This is a genomic window from Gordonia sihwensis, from assembly GCF_029632925.1.
Taxonomy (GTDB): Bacteria; Actinomycetota; Actinomycetes; order Mycobacteriales; family Mycobacteriaceae; genus Gordonia; species Gordonia sihwensis.
Genome location: NZ_CP121248.1, coordinates 2,711,557 through 2,731,080, shown reverse-complemented (window position 1 = coordinate 2,731,080; position 19,524 = coordinate 2,711,557). Strand labels below are relative to the sequence as shown.

Genomic DNA, 19,524 nt, shown 5'->3' with positions numbered 1-19,524 from the left:
GTGCGCACGTCCGACCTGCGGCTCGCGGCACCGGCCGCGGGATGCTGGGCGGCCGCGGCGACGGCGCTCGCGGCGCCGGTCGCGGTGAGCGTGTCGATAAGCGCCGGATTCGGGGCTGCCGGAATCGCCACAGCGGTGTGGAGCAGGCGGAACGCGGGCCTGCGTCGCGCGATCGGCGTCTCGGCCGCAGCGGCGTGCGGATTGATCGCGGCGTCCGCGCTGGCCGTCGTCCTGCGAGTGATCGCCGTCGACTCCGCACCGATCCGAACCGCTGAGGGCAAGCCGACCGTCGAGGTGGAGACCACCGGCGACCCGGTGTTCCTCACCGGCGGACGCATGCGCGTTCCGGTCACCGTCCGTGCGCTGAGCGGCCTCCGCCAGCGACCGGTCGCGGCACAGCTGACCGCGCCGGTGGACGGCCCGGATGTGCTGCCCGGCGAGCGGTACCGCGTACGAGTCCGCGTCCGGCCACCGCGTGACCGTGCGGCCGACCGGTTGCAGGCCGCGCAGTTGACCGCGACCGGTCCGATGACCGGGCTGCGGGGACCGCCGTGGTGGCAGCGCGCTGCCGGTACCGTCCGGGAGCGGTTGCGAGATGTGTCGCTGCGGGCCTTGCCCGAGCGGTCGGCGGGATTGCTGCCGGGACTCGTCCTCGGCGATGTGAGCGGACTCGACGAACGCACGGCCGCCGACTTCCGGGCCGCCGGTCTGGCACATCTCATTGCTGTCTCCGGCAGCAATTTCGCGCTCGTGTGCGGCGCCGTGATTCTCGGCGTCCGGTCGTGCGGAGCGTCCGAGCGCACGGTGGCGATACTGGGCGGCCTCGCGATCATCGGTTTCGTGATCCTGGTCCGCCCCACCGACAGTGTGCTGCGAGCGGCGGTGATGGGGTCGGTGGGCCTGGCTGCGGGTCTGGGCTCGCGACGGGCTCAGGCGCTCCCCGCTCTCGGGACGGCGGTGATCGTGGTGACCCTGCTGTGGCCTCAGATGGCGCTCGCTCCCGGGTTCGCGCTGTCGGTGGTCGCGACGCTCGGGCTGGTGCTGTGGTCGGTGCCGATCCGCTCGGCGCTCGTGCGTCGCGGGGTCCCCGAAGCGCCGGCGACGCTGTTGTCGATGACCCTCGCCGCACAGGTGCTCACCACGCCGTTGCTGATCGCCGTCACCGACACGGTGAACCTCCTGTCGGTTCCGGCGAATCTGCTGGCGGTGCCGGTCGTGGGCATCGCCGGACTGCTGGGCACGGCGGCGGCGGTGATCGGCGGGCTCGGACCGCGCTACGGACCGACCACCGTTCTCGCCGAACTGCTGGTGCGCGCCGCGGGTCCGCCGACGAGGTGGTTGATCGCGGTCGCCGACTGGCTGGGAGGGCCGCGGTGGTCCACGCTGACCGTGCCGGGACCGACCGCGGTCACGGTGCTGGTCCTCGGCGCGGCCGGCGTGCTGGGGTGGCGCAGCCGCGGTCGTGTCCGGGGTGTCTGGCACCATGTTCGATGTGAGCGATCGGCTGTACTTGCTACTCGGAGACGACGACTTCCTGACCGGGCGCGTCATCTCGAAGGTCTCGGCCGAGCGCAGTCGCGAGGCGGGGGTCGACGTACCGGTCACCCGCGTCCGCGCCGGTGAAGTCACCGCGCCGGAGTTGGCTGAACTGTTGAGTCCGTCGCTGTTCGCCGAGGAACGCATCGTCGTGGTGCAGTCCGCCGCGGATGCGGGCAAGGAGCCCGCGGCGCTCATCACCGCGTCCGCCAAGGCGCTGCCCGAGGGCATCACGCTGATGGTGGTGCACACCGGCGGCGGCAGGCAGAAGTCGATGGTGGGTGAACTGAAGAAGGCCGGGGCCCAGGAGTTCGCGTGCGCGGCGCCCAAGTGGCCGTCGGAGCGGATGGACTTCGTGCGCGCGGAGTTCCGCGCGCTCGGCGCCCGGGTCAGCGCCGAGGTGGTGGAACTGGTCACCGAAATGGTGGGGTCGGATCTGCGGGAGCTCTCGGCCGCCTGCCACCAGTTGGTCGCCGACACCGGCAACAAGGTCGACGCCGCCGCCGTTCGGCTCTACTACACCGGGCGTCCCGAGGTGACGGGCTTCGAGGTCGCGGACAAGGCCGTGACCGGTGACCTCGCCGGCGCGCTCGAATCGCTCGCCTGGGCCGAACACCACGGCACCGCGCGTGTTCTGCTCGCGGACGCGCTCGCGGAGGCGGTGCACGCCATCGCGCGGGTCCGGTCGATGGGCGGCGGCGACAAGTACTCCCTCGCCTCGGAGCTCGGGATGTCGCCCGGCCGGGTCGGGAAGATCCAGACCCAGGCTCGAGCCTGGGATTCGGCGTCGATCGGCGAGGCGGTGCTCGTGGTCGCCGACCTCAACGGTGCCGTCAAGGGACAGGCCGCCGATCCCGATTACGCATTGGAGCACGCGGTCGCCACTGTGGCGCGTCTGCGTCCGCGCCGGCGATAGGCGGTGTGTCTCCGCGTCGGCCACCGTCGCGCGAGATCGGGACCCGGAAGCGTGCGACGACAAACACCTCGATGACTCCGTGGCCCGTCATCGAGGTGTTTGCGAAAGTGTGATTCTGTTGTGGCCTCGCTCAGCAGAACGAAGCGGAGCGGCCCGAAGGCCGCCCGGCGTCAGAGCTTGTTGACCGCGAGAGCCATGGCCGACTTCTTGTTGGCGGCCTGGTTCTTGTGGATGACGCCCTTCGACGCAGCCTTGTCCAGCTGACGGCTGGTCGTGACGAGCAGCTCGGCGGCCTTGTCCTTGTCGCCCGAGGCGACCGTCTCGCGGAAGTTGCGGATGGCGGTACGCAGGGCCGACTTGATCGACTGGTTGCGCTGACGTGCCTTCTCGTTGGTCTTGTTCCGCTTGATCTGAGACTTGATATTAGCCACGCGATGTCCTCTTCTGGCGTCCTGTGCGGCCCTCGGCCGACTGTCGTTTGTACCCATCGGCGACAGAGCGGTCCGGTCATCGGCCAGCGTCCATCGCAACAGCGGTCAACGATACCAGCGTCGCAGGAAGCGCCAAAATCGCCCGCACCCGAGGTGCGAGCGTCATCCGGCGGTCCGCACCGCTGCCTACAGTGGAAGCACTATGTCAGTCGTCTATGTCCACGTAGGTCTGCCGAAGACCGGAACCACGCACGTTCAGGATCGGCTGTGGCGCAACCGCGACCACGCCCTCGCCCGGGCCGGGCTGCTCTATCCGGGCAACCGGATCGACGACCACTTCCACGCCGCGGCCCACCTGCAGCCCGAGCGCTACCTCGACTGGGCCGATCCCGCACACGCCGGCGTGTGGCCGTCGATGGTCGCACAGATGCGGGCCTGGCGCGGCTCGTCCCTCGTCTCGCACGAGCTGTTCGCCAACGCCGGTCCGGAGCACATCCGGCGCCTGGTGGCCGACCTGAGCTTCGCAGACGAGGTGCACGCCGTGCTCACGGTGCGCGATCTGGCCAGACAGGTCCCATCGGTCTGGCAGGAGAACGTCAAGAATCAGCGACAGGCGACGCTCGACGAGTTCGTCGAGTCGATCTCCGACGACCACGCCGGCCCCGATCAGGAACCGTTCTGGGAGTTCCAGGACTACCGGCGGATCACTGCGGACTGGTCGGAGGTGGTCGGTCCCGAACGCGTTCACATCGTCACCGTTCCGGCGCCCGGAACCGCGAGCGACGGCGACGGTCTGTGGGAGCGCTTCGTCCGCGCGCTCGGCATGGATCCGGCCGACCTGCCCGCGGAGGTGCCCAGCAGCAACAAGTCACTGTCGGCGACGCAGACCGAACTGCTGCGCAGGCTCAACGGCCGGCTGCAGCCCGAGGACATCGAATGGCGCCGGTACGAGCGTCTCGTCAAAGGCGTTCTGATCGGCGACTACCTGTTCGCGACGCGCGACGGCCGGCCTGAGGGGCTGACCGGGCCGCAGGCGGCCTGGGCCGCGAGGAAGTCGGAGGAGATGGTCGCCGAACTCGTCCGGCGCGGACATCCGGTCGCCGGAACAGTTCAGGACCTTCGAGTGACCGCCACCGCGGGGGACGAGTCCGCCGCTGTCACCGACGGCGACATCGTCGAGGCCGCGCTCGATGTGATCGCACTGTGGGCGAAGACCGGTCCGGTGCCCGACCGCAGTCCCGCGTTGACCACGCGCGCGGCTGATCTCGTGCGGCGGGTGCGGCGCCGGCTGATGCGCTGACGGGTCAGGAAGCGGACTTCGCCGGCGCATTGGGAACGTCCGGTCGACGGCAGCGGGCCGGGTGCCGCGGTGCGCTGCTCATCGTCGTTCCGCGCGCTCGGCGGCCGCGGGCAGGAGCCATGCGTCGACCGCATCGGCCGTCAGGTCGGCGACGCCGCTCCGGTCGGGTTTGAGGCTGTGATCGGCCCGCTCCACTTCGAGCACTCGCACCGGACCGCCGAACAGGTCTATCGCCTCGGCGAACTCCTGCGACGTTCCGAAGGCGTCGCTGCGGCCGTGCACGATCAGCGTCGGCGCGGTGATCGCGGGGAGATGGTCGGTCCGCATGCGGTCGGGTTTCCCGGGCGGATGCAGTGGGTACGAAGTGAGCAACAGCCCGTCGAACAGATCCGGGTCCTCGGCCGCCACCATCGACGCCTGACGTCCGCCGTACGAGTGTCCGCCGACGATCAGCGGGCCGGGAGCCGCGGATCGCAGCTCGGCCACCGCCTCGCGGATGCCGTCGCGGTCTCGGGCCGCCTTCGACGGTGACGGCGGACCCTTGGGCCGGTCCTGCCGGTACGGCAGATCGATGCGCGCGACCGCCAGTCCTCGGGCGGCCAGGGCGCCGCCGACCGCCCGCAGGATCGCGGCCCGGCGGTCGGCGCCCGCTCCGTGCGCGAGGATCACCAGTCCGCGGGGTTCGTCCGGGCACGTCACGTCCGCCGCGACCGTCGCCGTCTCCACCGTGAACTCGTTGTCAGTCATCGCCTGTCCGTACCCATGATGCGTCGAGCCTAATCGGTGGTGCGGCCGCGCTGCGGGCCGTCGGGCCTGCGGCGGCCCGCCTCGCGCGGGGCGGCGGGGTGAACTGCCGGCCGGTGTCGTGCGAAACTGGAGGGTGATCTGCACCGGGCTTCACCCGGGCCCGCCGCGCAAGGAGTGAGTGAGATTCCCAGCTTCGCCGACAAGACGTTCACCGATCCCGCAAAGATCCGCAACTTCTGCATCATCGCGCACATCGACCACGGCAAGTCCACCCTCGCCGATCGGATGCTGCAGCTGACGGGCGTCGTCGAGGAACGGCAGATGCGCGCGCAGTACCTCGACCGCATGGACATCGAGCGCGAGCGCGGCATCACCATCAAGGCGCAGAACGTCCGGCTGCCGTGGAAGGTGGGCGACGAGGAGTACGTGCTGCACCTCATCGACACCCCCGGTCACGTCGACTTCACCTACGAGGTCTCCCGCGCGCTCGAAGCGTGCGAGGGTGCGATCCTGCTGGTGGACGCCGCCCAGGGGATCGAGGCGCAGACGCTGGCGAACCTGTACCTGGCGATGGAGAACGACCTCACCATCATCCCGGTGCTCAACAAGATCGACCTGCCCGCGGCCGACCCCGACCGCTACGCGGCGGAGATCGCACACATCGTCGGCTGCGAACCCGAGGAGGTGCTCCGCGTCTCCGGCAAGACCGGCGTGGGCGTGCCGGAACTGCTCGACGAGGCGGTCCGTCTGATCCCCGCCCCGGTCGGCGACCCCGATGCGCCGGCCCGGGCGATGATCTTCGACTCGGTGTACGACACCTACCGCGGTGTGGTCACGTACGTCCGCGTGGTGGACGGACGCATCGTCCCGCGCGAGAAGATCGCGATGATGTCGACCGGCGCGACGCACGAGCTGCTCGAAGTCGGCATCGTCTCGCCGGAGCCGAAGGCCAGCGCGGGTCTCGGCGTCGGCGAGGTGGGTTATCTGATCACCGGCGTCAAGGACGTCCGGCAGTCGAAGGTCGGTGACACCGTCACCACCGCTCGCAACGGCGCCGACGAGCCGCTCACCGGTTACCGCGAGCCGCGTCCGATGGTCTACTCGGGTCTGTATCCCGTCGACGGGTCCGACTACCCGGTCCTGCGCGAGGCACTCGAGAAGCTCCAGCTCAACGATGCGGCCCTGACGTACGAGCCCGAGACGTCGGTGGCGCTCGGCTTCGGTTTCCGCTGCGGCTTCCTCGGCCTGCTGCATATGGAGATCACCCGCGAGCGGCTGGAGCGGGAGTTCGACCTCAACCTGATCTCCACCGCGCCCAATGTGGTGTACCGCGTGGTGATGGACGACGGCACCGAGCACATCGTGACCAATCCGTCCGACTGGCCCACCGGCAAGACCAGCCAGATCTTCGAGCCGATGGTCAAGACCACGGTGATCGCGCCCAGTGAGTTCATCGGCGCGATCATGGAGCTGTGCCAGTCGCGCCGCGGCGAGCTCGGCGGCATGGACTACCTGTCGGAGACCCGCGTCGAACTGCGCTACACGATGCCGATGGCGGAGATCATCTTCGACTTCTTCGACTCGCTCAAGTCGCGCACCCGCGGTTACGCCAGCCTCGACTACGAGGAGTCGGGAGAGGCGCAGGCCGATCTGGTGAAGGTCGACATCCTGCTGCAGGGCGAAGCCGTCGACGCGTTCAGCGCGATCGTCCACAAGGACTCGGCGTACTCCTACGGCAACCGGATGGCGCTCAAGCTCAAGGACCTGATCCCGCGCCAGCAGTTCGAGGTGCCGATTCAGGCCGCCATCGGGTCGAAGGTCATCGCCCGCGAGAACATCCGCGCGATCCGCAAGGACGTGCTGGCCAAGTGCTACGGCGGCGACATCAGCCGCAAGCGCAAACTGCTCGAGAAGCAGAAGGAGGGCAAGAAGCGGATGAAGACGATCGGGCGGGTCGAGGTTCCGCAGGAGGCCTTCGTCGCCGCGCTGTCCACCGACGAACTCGGCGATAAGCCGAAGGGTAAGTAGTGGCGGCCACGACGTCGCCGGTTCTCGCCGACTCGCCGCTGCCGTATGGGCTTCCGGATTTCGCGTCGATCTCCGACGACGACTTCCTGCCCGCGTACGACATCGCGCTCGCCGAGCATCGCGCCGAGGTGGAGGCGATCGCGGACTCGACGCAGGCCCCGACCTTCGACAACACGGTGGCCGCGCTGGAGGCGTCGGGACGGTCGCTGGCCCGGGTGAACGGGATCTTCTTCAATCTCGAGGGGCCCGACAGCAATCCGCAGCGCGCGAAGATCGCGCAGGTCCTCGCGGTGCGCCTCACTGAGCACGCCAACGCGATCGCGCTGAACCCCGCGCTCTTCGCGCGCATCGCCGAGCTGTACGAGCGTCGCGCCGAACTCGACCTCGACGAGGCGCAGACGCGCCTGCTGGAGCAGCGGTATCGCGACGCGATCCGGTCCGGCGCGGCCCTCGACGAGGCGGGGCAGGAACAGATGCGGGAGATCTCCGCCCGACTGGCGACGCTGACCACCGACTTCGGCCAGCACCTGCTCGACGACACCAACGATTCGGCCGTGCACTTCGAGGACGCCGCGGACCTCGACGGGCTGTCGCCCTCGGAGATCGCCGCGGCTGCACGCGCTGCGGCCGACGCCGGTCGAGACGGCTACCTGGTGGCCCTCGAACTCCCGACCAGTCAGGCGACGGTCGCCAAGCTCACCGACCCCGCCGCGCGTCGCCGCGTCTTCGACGCCTCCGCGGTCCGGTGTGCCCGCGGCAACGCCCACGACACCCGGGAGTCGATCCTCGAGATCGTCTGGCTGCGCGCTCGGCGCGCGGCCCTGCTCGGCTACGCGAACCACGCCGAGTACGTGATCGCCGAAGAGACGGCACCGTCGCCGCAGTCTGTCGCCGATCTCCTGGCTCGGCTCGGCGCCGCGGCGATGAAGGCCGCCGACGATGAGCTCGCGCGCCTGGCCGCACTCGCCGGCGGTCCGCTCGGTGCGGCCGATGTGACCTACTGGCTCGCCGCCGATCAGCGGGCCCGTGCCGCCGGCTCTGCCGAGTCGATCGACATCGACGGCTTCGCGGACTACTGCGAGCTGGACACCGTCATCACCGACGGGGTCTTCGCCGCGGCCGGACGCCTCTACGGGTTGAGCTTCGCCGAGCGCGACGACCTCGCCGGCTACCATCCCGACGTCCGGGTGTGGGAGGTGAGCCGCAACGGCACCGGGATCGGGCTGTTCCTCGGCGACTACTTCGCCCGGCCGTCCAAGCGGGGCGGCGCCTGGATGAACAACATCGTCGACCAGTCCCGGCAACTCGGCACGGCGCCGATCGTGGTCAACGTCCTGAACCTCACCCGTCCCGAGCCGGGCCGTCCGTGTCTGCTCTCCCTCGACCAACTCACGACGCTGTTCCACGAGTTCGGACATGCGATCCACGGGTTGCTGTCGGCGGTCGACTACGTCTCGCAGTCCGGAACCAGCGTGCCGCGGGACTTCGTTGAATTCCCGTCGCAGGTCAATGAGATGTGGGCGCTGCACCCGGAGGTGGTGGCAGGCTACGCGCGGCACCACCTCACCGGTGAACCCGCGCCGGCCGAGCTCATCGACGCCGTCCGCGGCGCGACCGGAACCGAATCGGCGCACTCCACCGTCGAGTACCTCGCCGCCGCCGCGCTCGACCTCGCATGGCACCGGCTCGCCGAGGACGCGATCCCCGACGACGTGCTGGAGTTCGAACGCCGCGCACTCTCCGATGCCGGGCTGGCCGCCGACCTGATTCCGCCCCGGTACCGCAGCACGTACTTCAACCACGTCTTCGGCGGCGGTTACTCGTCGGCGTACTACTCGTACATCTGGTCGGAGATCCTCGACGCCGAGACCGAGCAGTGGTTCCTGGCGGGCGGCGGTCTCAGACCGGAACTGGGAGCGGCGTTCGCCGAGGCGGTGCTGTCGCGCGGCGACAGCGTCGATCCGGTCGCCGCGCATGCCGCCATGATCGGCCACAGCGCCCGGATCGAACCGCTGCTGCTCCGCCGTGGGCTCGCGTAGCGCGGCGGTGCCGGGGCAGTGGCGTGACCCCCGTCGCAGGCACCCGGCGAGTAGGGTTTCAAATCAGTGTGGGCGAAACCGCGCGAGTGCGAGTGCAGATGAGGTGATCGAGCGGTGAACGGCGTTCTGTCCTGGTGGGACGGGGTCGAGGAGTGGCTCACCGGTCTGCCCTTCGTCCCGCAGCTCATCGTCACCGCCGTGGTGCTGGTGCCGTTGGCCACGCTCGTCGCGTCCGGGGTGAACTACCTGGTCGGACGACTCTTCTCGAAGCTCGGCCGCGCGGAGGCCGACGACGATCACGGATTGGGTATCTGACGCGATGTTTCGTTCCAAGGTCACGATTGCTCTGGTGGCACTGCTCGTTCTCGTGTTGCTCGCCTGGCTGATCCTCCGCTAGCACAACCTCGACGCCGCGTCACCACCCTCGCGGAGACACGAATCGCGGCGTTGAGAGCGGCCCGGCGCGGTGGTTAGGTTCTTCGGGTGAGCACGGGAACTCTTCAGCGCGCAGCACTCAAGGCGGCATGCGTGACGGTCGCGCTGGCACTCGTCGCCGCGCTGGCCGGGTGCGGCGGCGGATCCACCGACCGTCCCGATGGCATCGACATCTCCTCGGGAAGCAGGCATCTCAACCTGGTGGCCTACGCGACCCCCAAGGTCGGCTTCGACATGGTGATTCCCGGTTTCCGCGCGACGCCGGAAGGTCACGACGTCGGCTTCTCCCAGTCGTACGGCGCGTCCGGCGATCAGTCGCGGAAGGTGGCCCGCGGTCTGCCGGCCGACGTGGTCAACTTCTCCGTGGAGCCCGACATCACCCGGCTGGTCGACGCCGGTGTCGTCGATGAGGACTGGCAGCAGCAGGCGCCGAACGATTCGATTCCCTTCGGGTCGGTGGTCGCGCTCGTCGTCCGCCAGGGCAACCCCAAGAACATCCATACGTGGGACGATCTCCTGCGGCCAGGCATCGAAGTGGTGACGCCGAACCCGGGCAGTTCCGGGTCCGCGAAGTGGAACCTGCTCGCTCCGTACGCGGCCAAGAGCGACGGCGGCCGGAACCCCCAGGCCGGGCTGGACTACGTCAGCGCCTTGGTCCGCGATCACGTGAAGGTGCTGCCGAAGTCCGGACGCGAGGCCACCTCGGCCTTCCAGCAGGGGCAGGGCGACGTCCTCATCAGCTATGAGAACGAGGCGATCATGCTGTCCCGCAAGAATGCGAGTTCGCCGCCGGCCGACCGCATCGACTACATCGTGCCCTCGGTCACCTTCAAGATCGAGAATCCGGTCGCGGTGGTCAACACGAGCACCGATCCGGCCGCCGCGCGGGCCTTCGTCAGGTACCTGTTCTCGACCCCGGGCCAGAAGCTGTGGGCCGAGGCGGGGTTCCGGCCGGTGGATCCGGACGTCGCGCGGCAGACCGCCCACCTGTTCCCCGGAGACATCCGCAAGGAGTGGACCGTCGCCGATCTCGGCGGCTGGAAGAAGGTCGACAAGCAGTTGTTCGGCAACGGCGGCGAGATCAGTGAGATCTACGCGCGGGAGGCCGGACGGTGACCACCGAGCGCGTCTCTCACGAGACCCAGGACTTCGCGCCGCGCCGCGGATGGCGGCCCGACGGACCGCTCTCGCTCGGGATAACCGGGCTGTGGCTCAGCATCATCGTGCTGCTTCCGCTCGCCGCGATCGCCGCTCAGGCCTTCGACGACGGCGCGGGCGGATTCTGGGACGGCATCACCGATCCGGCGGCGCTGCAGGCGCTGGGCATCACCGTTGTGGTGTCGCTGATCGTCGGCGTCGTCAACGTGCTGTTCGGCACCGTGATCGCCTGGGTGCTGGTGCGTGACGAGTTCCCGGGCAAGGGTGTCGTCAACGCCATCATCGACCTGCCCTTCGCGCTGCCCACCATCGTCGCCAGCCTGGTGCTGCTCGCCCTCTACGGGCCCAACAGTCCCTTCGACATCCACCTGGCGGCCACCCAGCCGGGCGTCGTCCTCGCGCTGACCTTCGTGACGCTGCCCTTCGTCGTCCGGCAGGTGCAGCCGGTCCTGATGGAACTCGACACCTCGGTGGAGGAGGCGGCCGCGGTCCTGGGCGCCGGCAATCGGGTGATCTGGTCGCGAATCGTGCTGCCCGCGCTGCTGCCCGCGATCCTCAGCGGTGCCGGACTGGCGTTCACCCGCGCGATCGGCGAGTTCGGTTCGGTGGTTCTGATCGGCGGCAACATCCCGGGCAAGACGCAGGTCGCTTCGCAGTACATCCAGCAGCAGATCGAGGTCGACGAGCCGGTGAACGCGGCCGCAGTGTCCGTGGCGTTGCTGGTCATCGCCTTCGTCGTCCTGTTCCTGCTGCGTGTCGTGGCCAAGATCCAGACCCGCCGGGAGGGCTCGGAATGATCGTCTCTCGTCTCACCAGATTGACGCTGCGATCCATCGCACTGCTGTACCTGACGGTGCTGCTCGTCGTACCCGTCGGACTGATCTTCTGGCGATCGTTCGAGCACGGGCTGGGGCAGTTCTGGGAGTGGATCACCACGCCGGCGGCCATCTCGGCGCTCCAGCTCACATTGCTCATCGTGGCGATCGTGGTGCCGCTCAACGTGATCTTCGGAGTCCTGACCGCTCTCGCCCTCGCGCGCGGCCGGTTCCGGGGCAAGGGAGTGCTGCAGGCGGTGGTCGATCTGCCGTTCGCGGTGTCGCCGGTGGTGGTCGGCGTGGCGCTGATCGCCCTGTGGGGCGCCGAGGGCTGGTTCGGCGGCATCGAGTCGCTCGGATTCCGCGTCATCTTCGGGATCCCGGGCATGGTGCTCGCCACGATCTTCGTCACCCTGCCCTTCGTCGTCCGCGAGGTGGAGCCGGTGCTGCGCGAGATCGGCACCGAGCAGGAGGAGGCCGCCGCGACGCTCGGCGCCACCGGCTGGCAGACGTTCAGCCGGATCACACTGCCCGCCGTCCGATGGGGTCTCACCTACGGTGTGGTCCTGACGATCGCCCGCGCGCTCGGCGAGTTCGGCGCGGTCACGATGGTGTCGTCGAACTTCCCGGGAGTCTCGCAGACGCTGACGCTGCTGGTGAACTCGAGGTACACCGACGACTACAACGAGTACGGGGCGTACGCCGCGGCGACCCTGCTCATGATGGTCGCCATTCTCGTCCTGGTCGTGATGACGCTCATCGAGCGCCGGGCCAAGGGCAAGCTCGCGGATGCGAGCGCGGAGACGATGAAGGCCGTGTCCGCGGACCGGAACGAACACGAGGCTGCCCACGCGCCGACGGCCGTCGGCGCGGGCGAGGAGAACAACTGACATGTCCATCTCGGTGATCGGCGCCAACAAGCGCTACGGCGACTTCGCGGCCCTCGACGACGTCTCCATCGACATCCCGGAGGGATCCCTGACCTCCCTGCTCGGCCCGTCGGGATCGGGCAAGTCGACGCTCCTGCGCGCCATCGCGGGTCTGGATCGGCTCGATTCGGGAACGGTACGGATCAACGGCGTCGACGTCTCGGGTGCGTCGCCGCAGCAGCGCGACATCGGGTTCGTCTTCCAGCACTACGCCGCGTTCAAGCACCTCACCGTCCGCGACAACATCGCCTTCGGCCTGAAGATCCGCAAGCGGCCCAAGCACGAGATCAAGGCGAAGGTCGACGAGCTGCTCGACATCGTCGGACTCACCGTCTTTCAGAAGCGCTATCCGGCTCAGCTCTCGGGCGGTCAGCGTCAGCGGATGGCGTTGGCCCGCGCTCTGGCCGTTGATCCGCAGGTGCTCCTGCTCGACGAGCCCTTCGGCGCCCTCGACGCCAAAGTGCGTGAGGACCTGCGCAAATGGCTGCGTCAGCTGCACGATGAAGTGCACGTGACGACGGTCCTCGTGACACACGACCAGCAGGAGGCGCTCGACGTCTCCGACCGGATCGCGGTGCTGAACAAGGGGCGCATCGAGCAGGTCGGCAAGCCCGACGATCTGTACGACCGGCCGGACAACGTCTTCGTCGCGTCGTTCCTCGGATCGATTTCGCGGTTGAACGGCGAACTGGTGCGTCCTCACGACATCCGGCTCGGCCGCTCGGCCGAGATGGTCTATCCGCCCGCCGAGACCGCGCTGGACACCGGCGTGATCAAGGCGCGGGTGAAGCGCGTGGTGAATCTCGGCTTCGAGACCCGCGTGGAACTGGTCTCGGCAGCGTCGGGCGAGGAGTTCGTCGCGCAGATCACGCGCGGTGACCAGAACGCCCTGCGTCTGGTGGCCGGCGAGGACATCTTCGCGCGCGCCACGAAAGTTCCGCAACTCTCGGCCGACTAGGGATTCGGTACGGCACGAAGTGCCGTAGATCGCAGGGGTTCGACCGTTCGGCGCAAAGACTTCGGACCTATGGTGGCACTGAGTGTCATTGGACTATGGTGGTCGGGTCACACTGCACCACCACTCCCCGAAGGGGTCACACCATGACGCTTCCCGCCCGATCCGGACTCGACAGCCCGCTGACGCCCCTGCGATTCCTCGACCGTGCCGTCGAGGTGCATCCGGACAAGGAGGCGGCCGTCGACGGCGGTCGGCGACGCACGTACCGCGAGCTGGCGGCTGAGGTGACCCGTCTGGCCCAAGCCCTGCGTGCCTCCGGGATCGGAGAGGGCGACCGAGTGGCGTATCTGGCGACCAATTCGCTGGAGATGCTGGTCGCGCACTTCGCAGTGCCGCTCGCCGGCGGCGTGCTGGTGGCGGTCAACACCCGTCTCGCGCCCGCCGAGGTCCGCTACATCTGCAATCACTCGGGAGCACGTCTGCTGGTCGGCGACGCGCCGTTCCTCGAGGCGCTCGCGGGCGTGGAATTCGAGACCGTGCGCGAGGTGGTCGAGACCCCGAGCGTCGACGGCGAGTACACCGGTGCGGGCGATCTGCGGTACGACGAGCTGACGGCACGCGGCTCCGACAGCCCGATCCCGTGGGAGGTCGACGACGAGAACTCGCTGATCAGCATCAACTACACCTCGGGCACCACCGGCGAGCCCAAGGGCGTGATGTACACCCATCGCGGTGCGTACCTGGCCTCGCTGGGCAACGTGCTCACCCAGGGATTCGGCATCGACACCCGCTACCTGTGGACCCTGCCGATGTTCCACTGCAACGGCTGGTGCGGCCCCTGGTCGGTGACGGCGGTCGCGGGCACGCACGTGTGCCTGCGTGCGGTTCGCGGCGACGACATGTGGCGTCTCATCGACACCGAACTGGTGACCCAGATGAGTGGCGCGCCGACGGTGCTGACCACGCTCGCCACCGCGGGCGAGGCCCACCGGATGGACCGGCCCCTGACCATTGCGACCGCGGGGGCGCCGCCGAGCCCCACGATCATTCGCGCGATCCGCAATCTGGGGATCGAGCTCGTGCACGTCTACGGTCTCACCGAGACCTACGGCCCGTACTCGGTGTGCGAGCCCAGCGCGAGCTGGTCGTCGCTGTCGGGCGAGGAACTGGCCGTGCGCATGGCACGGCAGGGCGTCGGGATGATCACCGCCGATCGGCTCCGCGTCGTTCTCTCGGAGCCCGCCGAGGACGGGACCCTGGTGGACGTGGAGCCCGACGGTGTGATGATGGGCGAGATCGTGATGCGCGGCAATGTGGTGATGAAGGGGTACTTCGAGGATCCGGAGCGTACCGCCGAGGCCTTCGCCGGAGGCTGGTTCCACTCGGGCGATCTCGGCGTGATGCATCCCGACGGCTACGTGCAGCTCCTCGACCGGGCCAAGGACGTCATCATCTCCGGCGGTGAGAACATCTCGACCATCGAGGTGGAGCAGGCGGTGGTGAGCCATCCCGCGATCGTCGATGTCGCGGTGGTCGGCGTGCCGGACGACAAGTGGGGCGAGCGCCCGAAGGCCTACGCGGTGCGCAAGCCGGGCGAACAGCTCACCGAGGCCGAGGTGATCGCACACGTGAAGAGCCGGATCGCGGGCTACAAGGCTCCGCGCGAGGTGGAGTTCGTCGACGATCTGCCGAAGACGTCGACCGGCAAGATCCGCAAGAACGAACTCCGCGACGCCGCCTGGGGCGACTCGACCATGCGCATCCAAGGCTGACCGTTTGAGGGTGGTCGAGCAGCGCGCGTGTGCGTGTCGAGACGTGTGCGTATGTCTCGATACGCTTCGTCACTTCGTTCCTCGCGACTCGACGGGCCTTGGGCCTCACAGGCTTGTCGAGCAGCGCGCGAACGCAGTGAGTGTGCGTGTCGAGACGCGCGTATGTCTCGGTACGCTCGTCACTTCGTTCCTCGCGACTCGACGGGCCTCGGGCTGGGTCTGGCAGGGTTGTCGAGCAGCGCGCGAACGCAGTGAGTGTGCGTGTCGAGACGTGTGCGCATGTCTCGATACGCTTCGTCACTTCGTTCCTCGCGACTCGACGGGCCTGGGGCTGGGTCTGGCAGGGTTGTCGAGCAGCGCGCGAACGTAGTGAGTGTGCGTGTCGAGACGTGTGCGCATGTCTCGATACGCTTCGTCACTTCGTTCCTCGCGACTCGACGGGCCTGGGGCTGGGCTGGGTCTCGCAGGGTGGCCTCGGGCCTCGCAGGGTTGTCGAGCAGCGCGCGAACGTAGTGAGTGCGCGTGTCGAGACGCGCGTATGTCTCGATACGCTCGTCACTTCGTCCTCGCGACTCGACGGGCCTGGGGTTGGGTCTGTCAGGGTTGCCTCGGGCTAGGTCTGGCAGGGTTGCCTTGGGCTGGATCTGCAGGGTTGTCGAGCAGCGCGCGAACGCAGTGAGCGTGCGTGTCGAGACTCCCGGGGCCCGGAGGAAGCGAACTCGGGAGTCAGCTCGCGACGACGACCGCGGCGGCTGTGTACAGGCGAGCGACTGCGTCGACCAGACACGGGTGGTCGGCGACAGGACCGGCCACGACCATCGGTACGTCCATCGCGTCGAGATACCGCTCCACCCGATCGGTCAACAGGCCCGCCGACAGGAACAACGGACTGACCGCGACGCGGTCGGCGCCGTCGGCCAGGAGTGCGTCGACCGTCTCCCGGACGGCGGCGCCGTCACTGCCCAGACGGGTGGCGAAGAGCGTGCGTACCGGCCGGCCGAGCGCTGCGGAGAGTTCGCGGCCTCGTCCGATCACCGACGCATCGCTGCCGGCGTCCGACGATCCGACGGCGAGCATCAGCACGCCGTCGCGAGGGCCGGCACCGGCCTCCGACAGCCGCTCGACCAGCGCCGGAACCGGGGAGTACCGGCCCACGACCGGAGTCTGGACGATGGTCGCGGCGGGATTCGCGGCGTGGGCCGCGTCGATTAGCGCGGGCAGATCCACCTTGCTGTGATAGCCGTCGCCGAACAGCAACGGAACGACCACCACTTCGCCGGGCACGGACCCGAGAACATCGGTGAGCAGCGGAGCGGTCAGGTCGAGGTATGCCAGCTCCACCGTCACGCCGGGCAGCGCGATGCGGACCGCATCGGCCACCCGGCGCGCGGTGACGCCGAAGCGCGGATCACGACTGCCGTGCGCGGCGAGAACGAGCGTGGTCATCCGGACCGGGCGGTCACGCCAAGGCCGGCGACGGCAGCTCGAGCGCCGCCAGCGCGTCGCCGACCAGGCCGGCACCGAGGGTGTTGCCGCCCTGCGGATCGATCAACAGGAAGCTGCCCGACTCGCGGCTGCGCGAGTAGTCGTCGGCCGGGATCGGCTCGGCGGTCATCAGCGAGACCCGTCCGATCTGGTTCAGCTCGATCGACTCCGGTGCCTCGACCAGGGCGAGGTTCTGCTCGTCGAAGAGCGCGTCGAGGCCGCCGACGATCACCTGCGTGGTCTTGGCGCCGTGCTTCAACAGGAGGCGGGCACCGGCACGCAGCGGCTTCTCCGACAGCCAGCACACCGTGGTGGTGAACTGCTGCGCGGGCTCCGGCGCATCGGCCGCCGAGGCGATCAGATCGCCGCGCGAGATGTCGATGTCGTCGGTCAACAGCAGCGTGACGCTCCGGCCGGCGTGCGCCGTGTCCAGCTCGCCGTCGGGGGTATCGATCTTCGCGATCGTCGAGCGCAGACCGGACGGCTGGACGACGATCTCGTCGCCGACCGACACGCTTCCCGCGGCCACCAGACCGGCGTAGCCGCGGTAATCCGGGTACTCGGGGGTGCGCGGCCGGATCACGTACTGCACGGGGAACCGGAGTCCGACCTGCCCGCGGTCGAGCTCGTTCGGCACCGTCTCCAGATGCTCGATGAGAGTCGGGCCGTCGTAGTACGGCGTGTTCTCCGAGCGGATCGCGACATTGTCGCCGTGGAGCGCCGAGACCGGGATCTCCTGGACCTGCTCGGGCGAGTAGCCGAGCGACGCGGTGATCTGGTTGAACTCGGCCGAGATCTCGGCGAACACCTCGGCGGCGTTCTCCACGAGGTCGATCTTGTTGACAGCGAGCACCAGCCGCGGAACGCCGAGCAGGGCCATCACGGCGGCGTGCCGACGCGTCTGGGCGACGACGCCGCTGCGGGCGTCGACCAGCAGGATCACCAGCTGCGCGGTAGATGCGCCGGAGACGGTGTTGCGCGTGTACTGCACGTGGCCGGGGGTGTCGGCGAGGACGAACGACCGGGCGGGGGTCGCGAAGTAGCGGTACGCGACGTCGATGGTGATGCCCTGCTCGCGCTCGGCGCGCAGGCCGTCGACCAGGAGCGACAGGTCCGGGGTGTCCATGCCGCGGTCCACCGAGGCCTTGGTGACGGCGTCGATCTGGTCGGCGAGCACCGACTTGGTGTCGTACAGCAGGCGGCCGACGAGGGTCGACTTGCCGTCGTCCACGGAACCGGCCGTGGCGATGCGCAGAAGGTCGGGGGAGTGCTTCATCAGAAATATCCTTCGCGCTTGCGGTCTTCCATGGCGGCCTCGGAGACGCGGTCGTCGCCGCGGGTGGCTCCGCGTTCGGTCAGCCGCGATGCGGCGACCTCGGCCAGAACGGCTTCGTTGTCGGTGGCCTCGGACAGCACCGCACCGGTGGTGGAGCCGTCGCCGACGGTGCGGTAGCGCACCATCCGGGTCTCGACGGTCTCGTCCTCGCGCGGTCCTCCCCACGGCCCGGCGGTCATCCACATGCCGTCGCGCTGGTACACCTCGCGCTCATGCGCGTAGTACAGCGGCGCCAGCAGCACCTGCTCGCGGGCGATGTAACGCCACACGTCCAGCTCGGTCCAGTTGCTCAGCGGGAACACGCGCACGTGCTCGCCCGGAGCGTGCCTGCCGTTGTAGAGGTTCCACAGTTCGGGACGCTGACGCTTCGGGTCCCACTGGCCGAAGGCGTTGCGCAGCGAGAAGATGCGTTCCTTCGCGCGGGCCCGCTCTTCGTCGCGCCGGGCGCCGCCGAACACGGCGTCGAAGCGGTTCTCGCTGATGCCGTCCAGCAGCGGGATGGTCTGCAGCGGGTTGCGGATGCCGTCCGGCCGCTCGGTGAGACGACCGTCGGCCAGATACTCCTCGACGCTCGCGACGTGCAGGCGCAGGCCGTGACGTTCGACGATCTCGTCGCGGAACTCGATGATCTCCGGCAGGTTGTGGCCGGTGTCCACGTGCAGCAGCGAGAACGGCAGCGGCGCGGGCCAGAAGGCCTTGAGCGCCAGGTGCAGCAGCAACGTCGAGTCCTTGCCGCCGGAGAACAGGATCACCGGCCGCTCGAACTCGCCCGCCACCTCGCGGAAGATGTGGATGGCCTCGGACTCGAGGGCGTCGAGCGTGGTGAATCCCTCGTCTCGCTGCGCTCGCTCAGGACGGTGTTCGTCACGGTCCGCGACGGCGGACTGGACGTCTGTCGATTCGATGATGCTCATGCGTGCAACCCGCATTCTGTCTTGGCGCTGCCGGCCCAACGGCCGCTGCGCGGATCGGCTCCGGCGGCTGGTTTGACGGTGCACGGTTCGCACCCGATCGAGGGATAGCCCTCGTCGACCAGCGGATTCACCAGGACGCCGTGGCTGTCGATGTAGTCCTGGAACTGCTCGTCGCTCCATGCGGCGAGCGGATTGATCTTGACCAGGCCGAAGCCCTCGTCGAAGGAGATCAACGGTGCGTTGGCGCGGGTGGGCGCCTCCACGCGGCGGATACCGGTGACCCATGCGCGGAAGGGTGCCAGGGCACCGCGCAGCGGGACCACCTTGCGCAGCCGGCAGCATTCGGCCGCGTCGGTGGCGAACAGATTTCTGCCGACCAGCTCGTCCTGCTCCTGCACCGTCTGCTCGGGCGTGATGTTGAGCAGTTCGAGGTCGTAGACCTGCTCGACGGCGTCCCGGGTGCCGAGGGTCTCGGCGAAGTGGTAGCCGGTGTCGAGGAACAGCGCCTTGAGCCTGCCGCCGATGGCCTCCTTGTCCTCGATCGCCTTGTCGGCGACGTCGATCAGTACGGCGTCCTGCATGTTCGCCGCGATGACGAAGTGCGGGCCGAAGGTCTCGGCGGTCCAGCGCAGCAGTTCCTCGGCGGTGGCGTCGGGTCCGAGCTGCTCGGCACCGGCCTCCGCGATCGCCTTCAGTTCGTCCAGATCATCTGTGGTGACGGTCAT

The 19,524-nt window shown here is 68.9% G+C and carries 17 protein-coding genes; 11 read left to right on the top strand and 6 right to left on the bottom strand.

Annotated features, from left to right (window positions below):
* Positions 1-1,623, top strand: coding sequence for a ComEC/Rec2 family competence protein (locus P5P27_RS13145; RefSeq protein WP_278124346.1), 1,623 nt, complete (start codon positions 1-3; stop codon positions 1,621-1,623).
* Entirely contained in the window at positions 1,511-2,452 is a 942-nt protein-coding gene (holA, locus tag P5P27_RS13140) for a DNA polymerase III subunit delta (RefSeq protein ID WP_082084083.1), read from the top strand. The genes P5P27_RS13145 and holA overlap by 113 nt, the downstream gene beginning before the upstream one ends.
* Before the next feature lie 170 nt (positions 2,453-2,622).
* Here the strand turns inward: holA and rpsT are convergent, their stop codons facing one another.
* A complete protein-coding gene (gene rpsT / locus P5P27_RS13135) occupies positions 2,623-2,883 on the bottom strand; it encodes a 30S ribosomal protein S20 (RefSeq protein WP_006897618.1) in 261 nt (86 codons plus the stop codon).
* Positions 2,884-3,085: 202 nt separating this feature from the next.
* On the opposite strand from rpsT, the gene P5P27_RS13130 reads away from it, so the two are divergent.
* A complete protein-coding gene (locus P5P27_RS13130) occupies positions 3,086-4,183 on the top strand; it encodes a sulfotransferase family protein (protein WP_278124344.1) in 1,098 nt (365 codons plus the stop codon).
* A 78-nt stretch (positions 4,184-4,261) separates the two neighbouring features.
* Here the strand turns inward: P5P27_RS13130 and P5P27_RS13125 are convergent, their stop codons facing one another.
* Complete coding sequence (locus P5P27_RS13125; protein ID WP_278124342.1) at positions 4,262-4,930, bottom strand: alpha/beta hydrolase family protein; 669 nt, start codon at positions 4,928-4,930, stop codon at positions 4,262-4,264.
* 138 nt (positions 4,931-5,068) lie between these two features.
* Between P5P27_RS13125 and lepA the strand changes: the two genes are divergently transcribed.
* The 8 genes from lepA (at position 5,069) to P5P27_RS13085 (ending at position 15,064) form a co-directional block, all read left to right on the top strand.
* Entirely contained in the window at positions 5,069-6,958 is a 1,890-nt protein-coding gene (gene lepA / locus P5P27_RS13120) for a translation elongation factor 4 (RefSeq protein ID WP_039867867.1), read from the top strand.
* Entirely contained in the window at positions 6,958-8,997 is a 2,040-nt protein-coding gene (locus P5P27_RS13115) for a M3 family metallopeptidase (protein WP_278124340.1), read from the top strand. Before lepA ends, P5P27_RS13115 begins: the two co-directional genes overlap by 1 nt.
* Before the next feature lie 114 nt (positions 8,998-9,111).
* Positions 9,112-9,312: a hypothetical protein gene (locus P5P27_RS13110; RefSeq protein ID WP_006897623.1), complete on the top strand. Its 201-nt coding sequence runs from the start codon at positions 9,112-9,114 to the stop codon at positions 9,310-9,312.
* Between the two features lie 168 nt (positions 9,313-9,480).
* Positions 9,481-10,548: a sulfate ABC transporter substrate-binding protein gene (locus P5P27_RS13105; protein ID WP_045539110.1), complete on the top strand. Its 1,068-nt coding sequence runs from the start codon at positions 9,481-9,483 to the stop codon at positions 10,546-10,548.
* On the top strand, positions 10,545-11,387 hold the full coding sequence (cysT, locus tag P5P27_RS13100; RefSeq protein WP_006897625.1) for a sulfate ABC transporter permease subunit CysT: 843 nt from the start codon (positions 10,545-10,547) through the stop codon (positions 11,385-11,387). Before P5P27_RS13105 ends, cysT begins: the two co-directional genes overlap by 4 nt.
* A complete protein-coding gene (cysW, locus tag P5P27_RS13095) occupies positions 11,384-12,295 on the top strand; it encodes a sulfate ABC transporter permease subunit CysW (protein ID WP_062367881.1) in 912 nt (303 codons plus the stop codon). The genes cysT and cysW overlap by 4 nt, the downstream gene beginning before the upstream one ends.
* A 1-nt stretch (position 12,296) precedes the next feature.
* Complete coding sequence (locus P5P27_RS13090) at positions 12,297-13,292, top strand: sulfate/molybdate ABC transporter ATP-binding protein (RefSeq protein WP_006897627.1); 996 nt, start codon at positions 12,297-12,299, stop codon at positions 13,290-13,292.
* Between the two features lie 143 nt (positions 13,293-13,435).
* Positions 13,436-15,064, top strand: a complete 1,629-nt coding sequence (locus tag P5P27_RS13085; RefSeq protein WP_278124336.1) for an AMP-binding protein — start codon at positions 13,436-13,438, stop codon at positions 15,062-15,064.
* Positions 15,065-15,790: 726 nt separating this feature from the next.
* On the opposite strand, the gene P5P27_RS13080 is transcribed toward P5P27_RS13085, so the two are convergent.
* From P5P27_RS13080 to P5P27_RS13065, 4 genes are read right to left on the bottom strand one after another with little or no spacing between them, the layout of a single operon-like run.
* Positions 15,791-16,510: a sirohydrochlorin chelatase gene (locus tag P5P27_RS13080; RefSeq protein ID WP_278124335.1), complete on the bottom strand. Its 720-nt coding sequence runs from the start codon at positions 16,508-16,510 to the stop codon at positions 15,791-15,793.
* Between the two features lie 13 nt (positions 16,511-16,523).
* Positions 16,524-17,825: a sulfate adenylyltransferase subunit 1 gene (locus tag P5P27_RS13075; RefSeq protein ID WP_006897630.1), complete on the bottom strand. Its 1,302-nt coding sequence runs from the start codon at positions 17,823-17,825 to the stop codon at positions 16,524-16,526.
* Positions 17,825-18,799: a sulfate adenylyltransferase subunit CysD gene (gene cysD, locus P5P27_RS13070; protein WP_372452511.1), complete on the bottom strand. Its 975-nt coding sequence runs from the start codon at positions 18,797-18,799 to the stop codon at positions 17,825-17,827. The genes P5P27_RS13075 and cysD overlap by 1 nt, the downstream gene beginning before the upstream one ends.
* Positions 18,796-19,524 (bottom strand): phosphoadenylyl-sulfate reductase, encoded by a 729-nt coding sequence (locus P5P27_RS13065; RefSeq protein ID WP_278124331.1) that lies wholly within the window; start codon positions 19,522-19,524, stop codon positions 18,796-18,798. The genes cysD and P5P27_RS13065 overlap by 4 nt, the downstream gene beginning before the upstream one ends.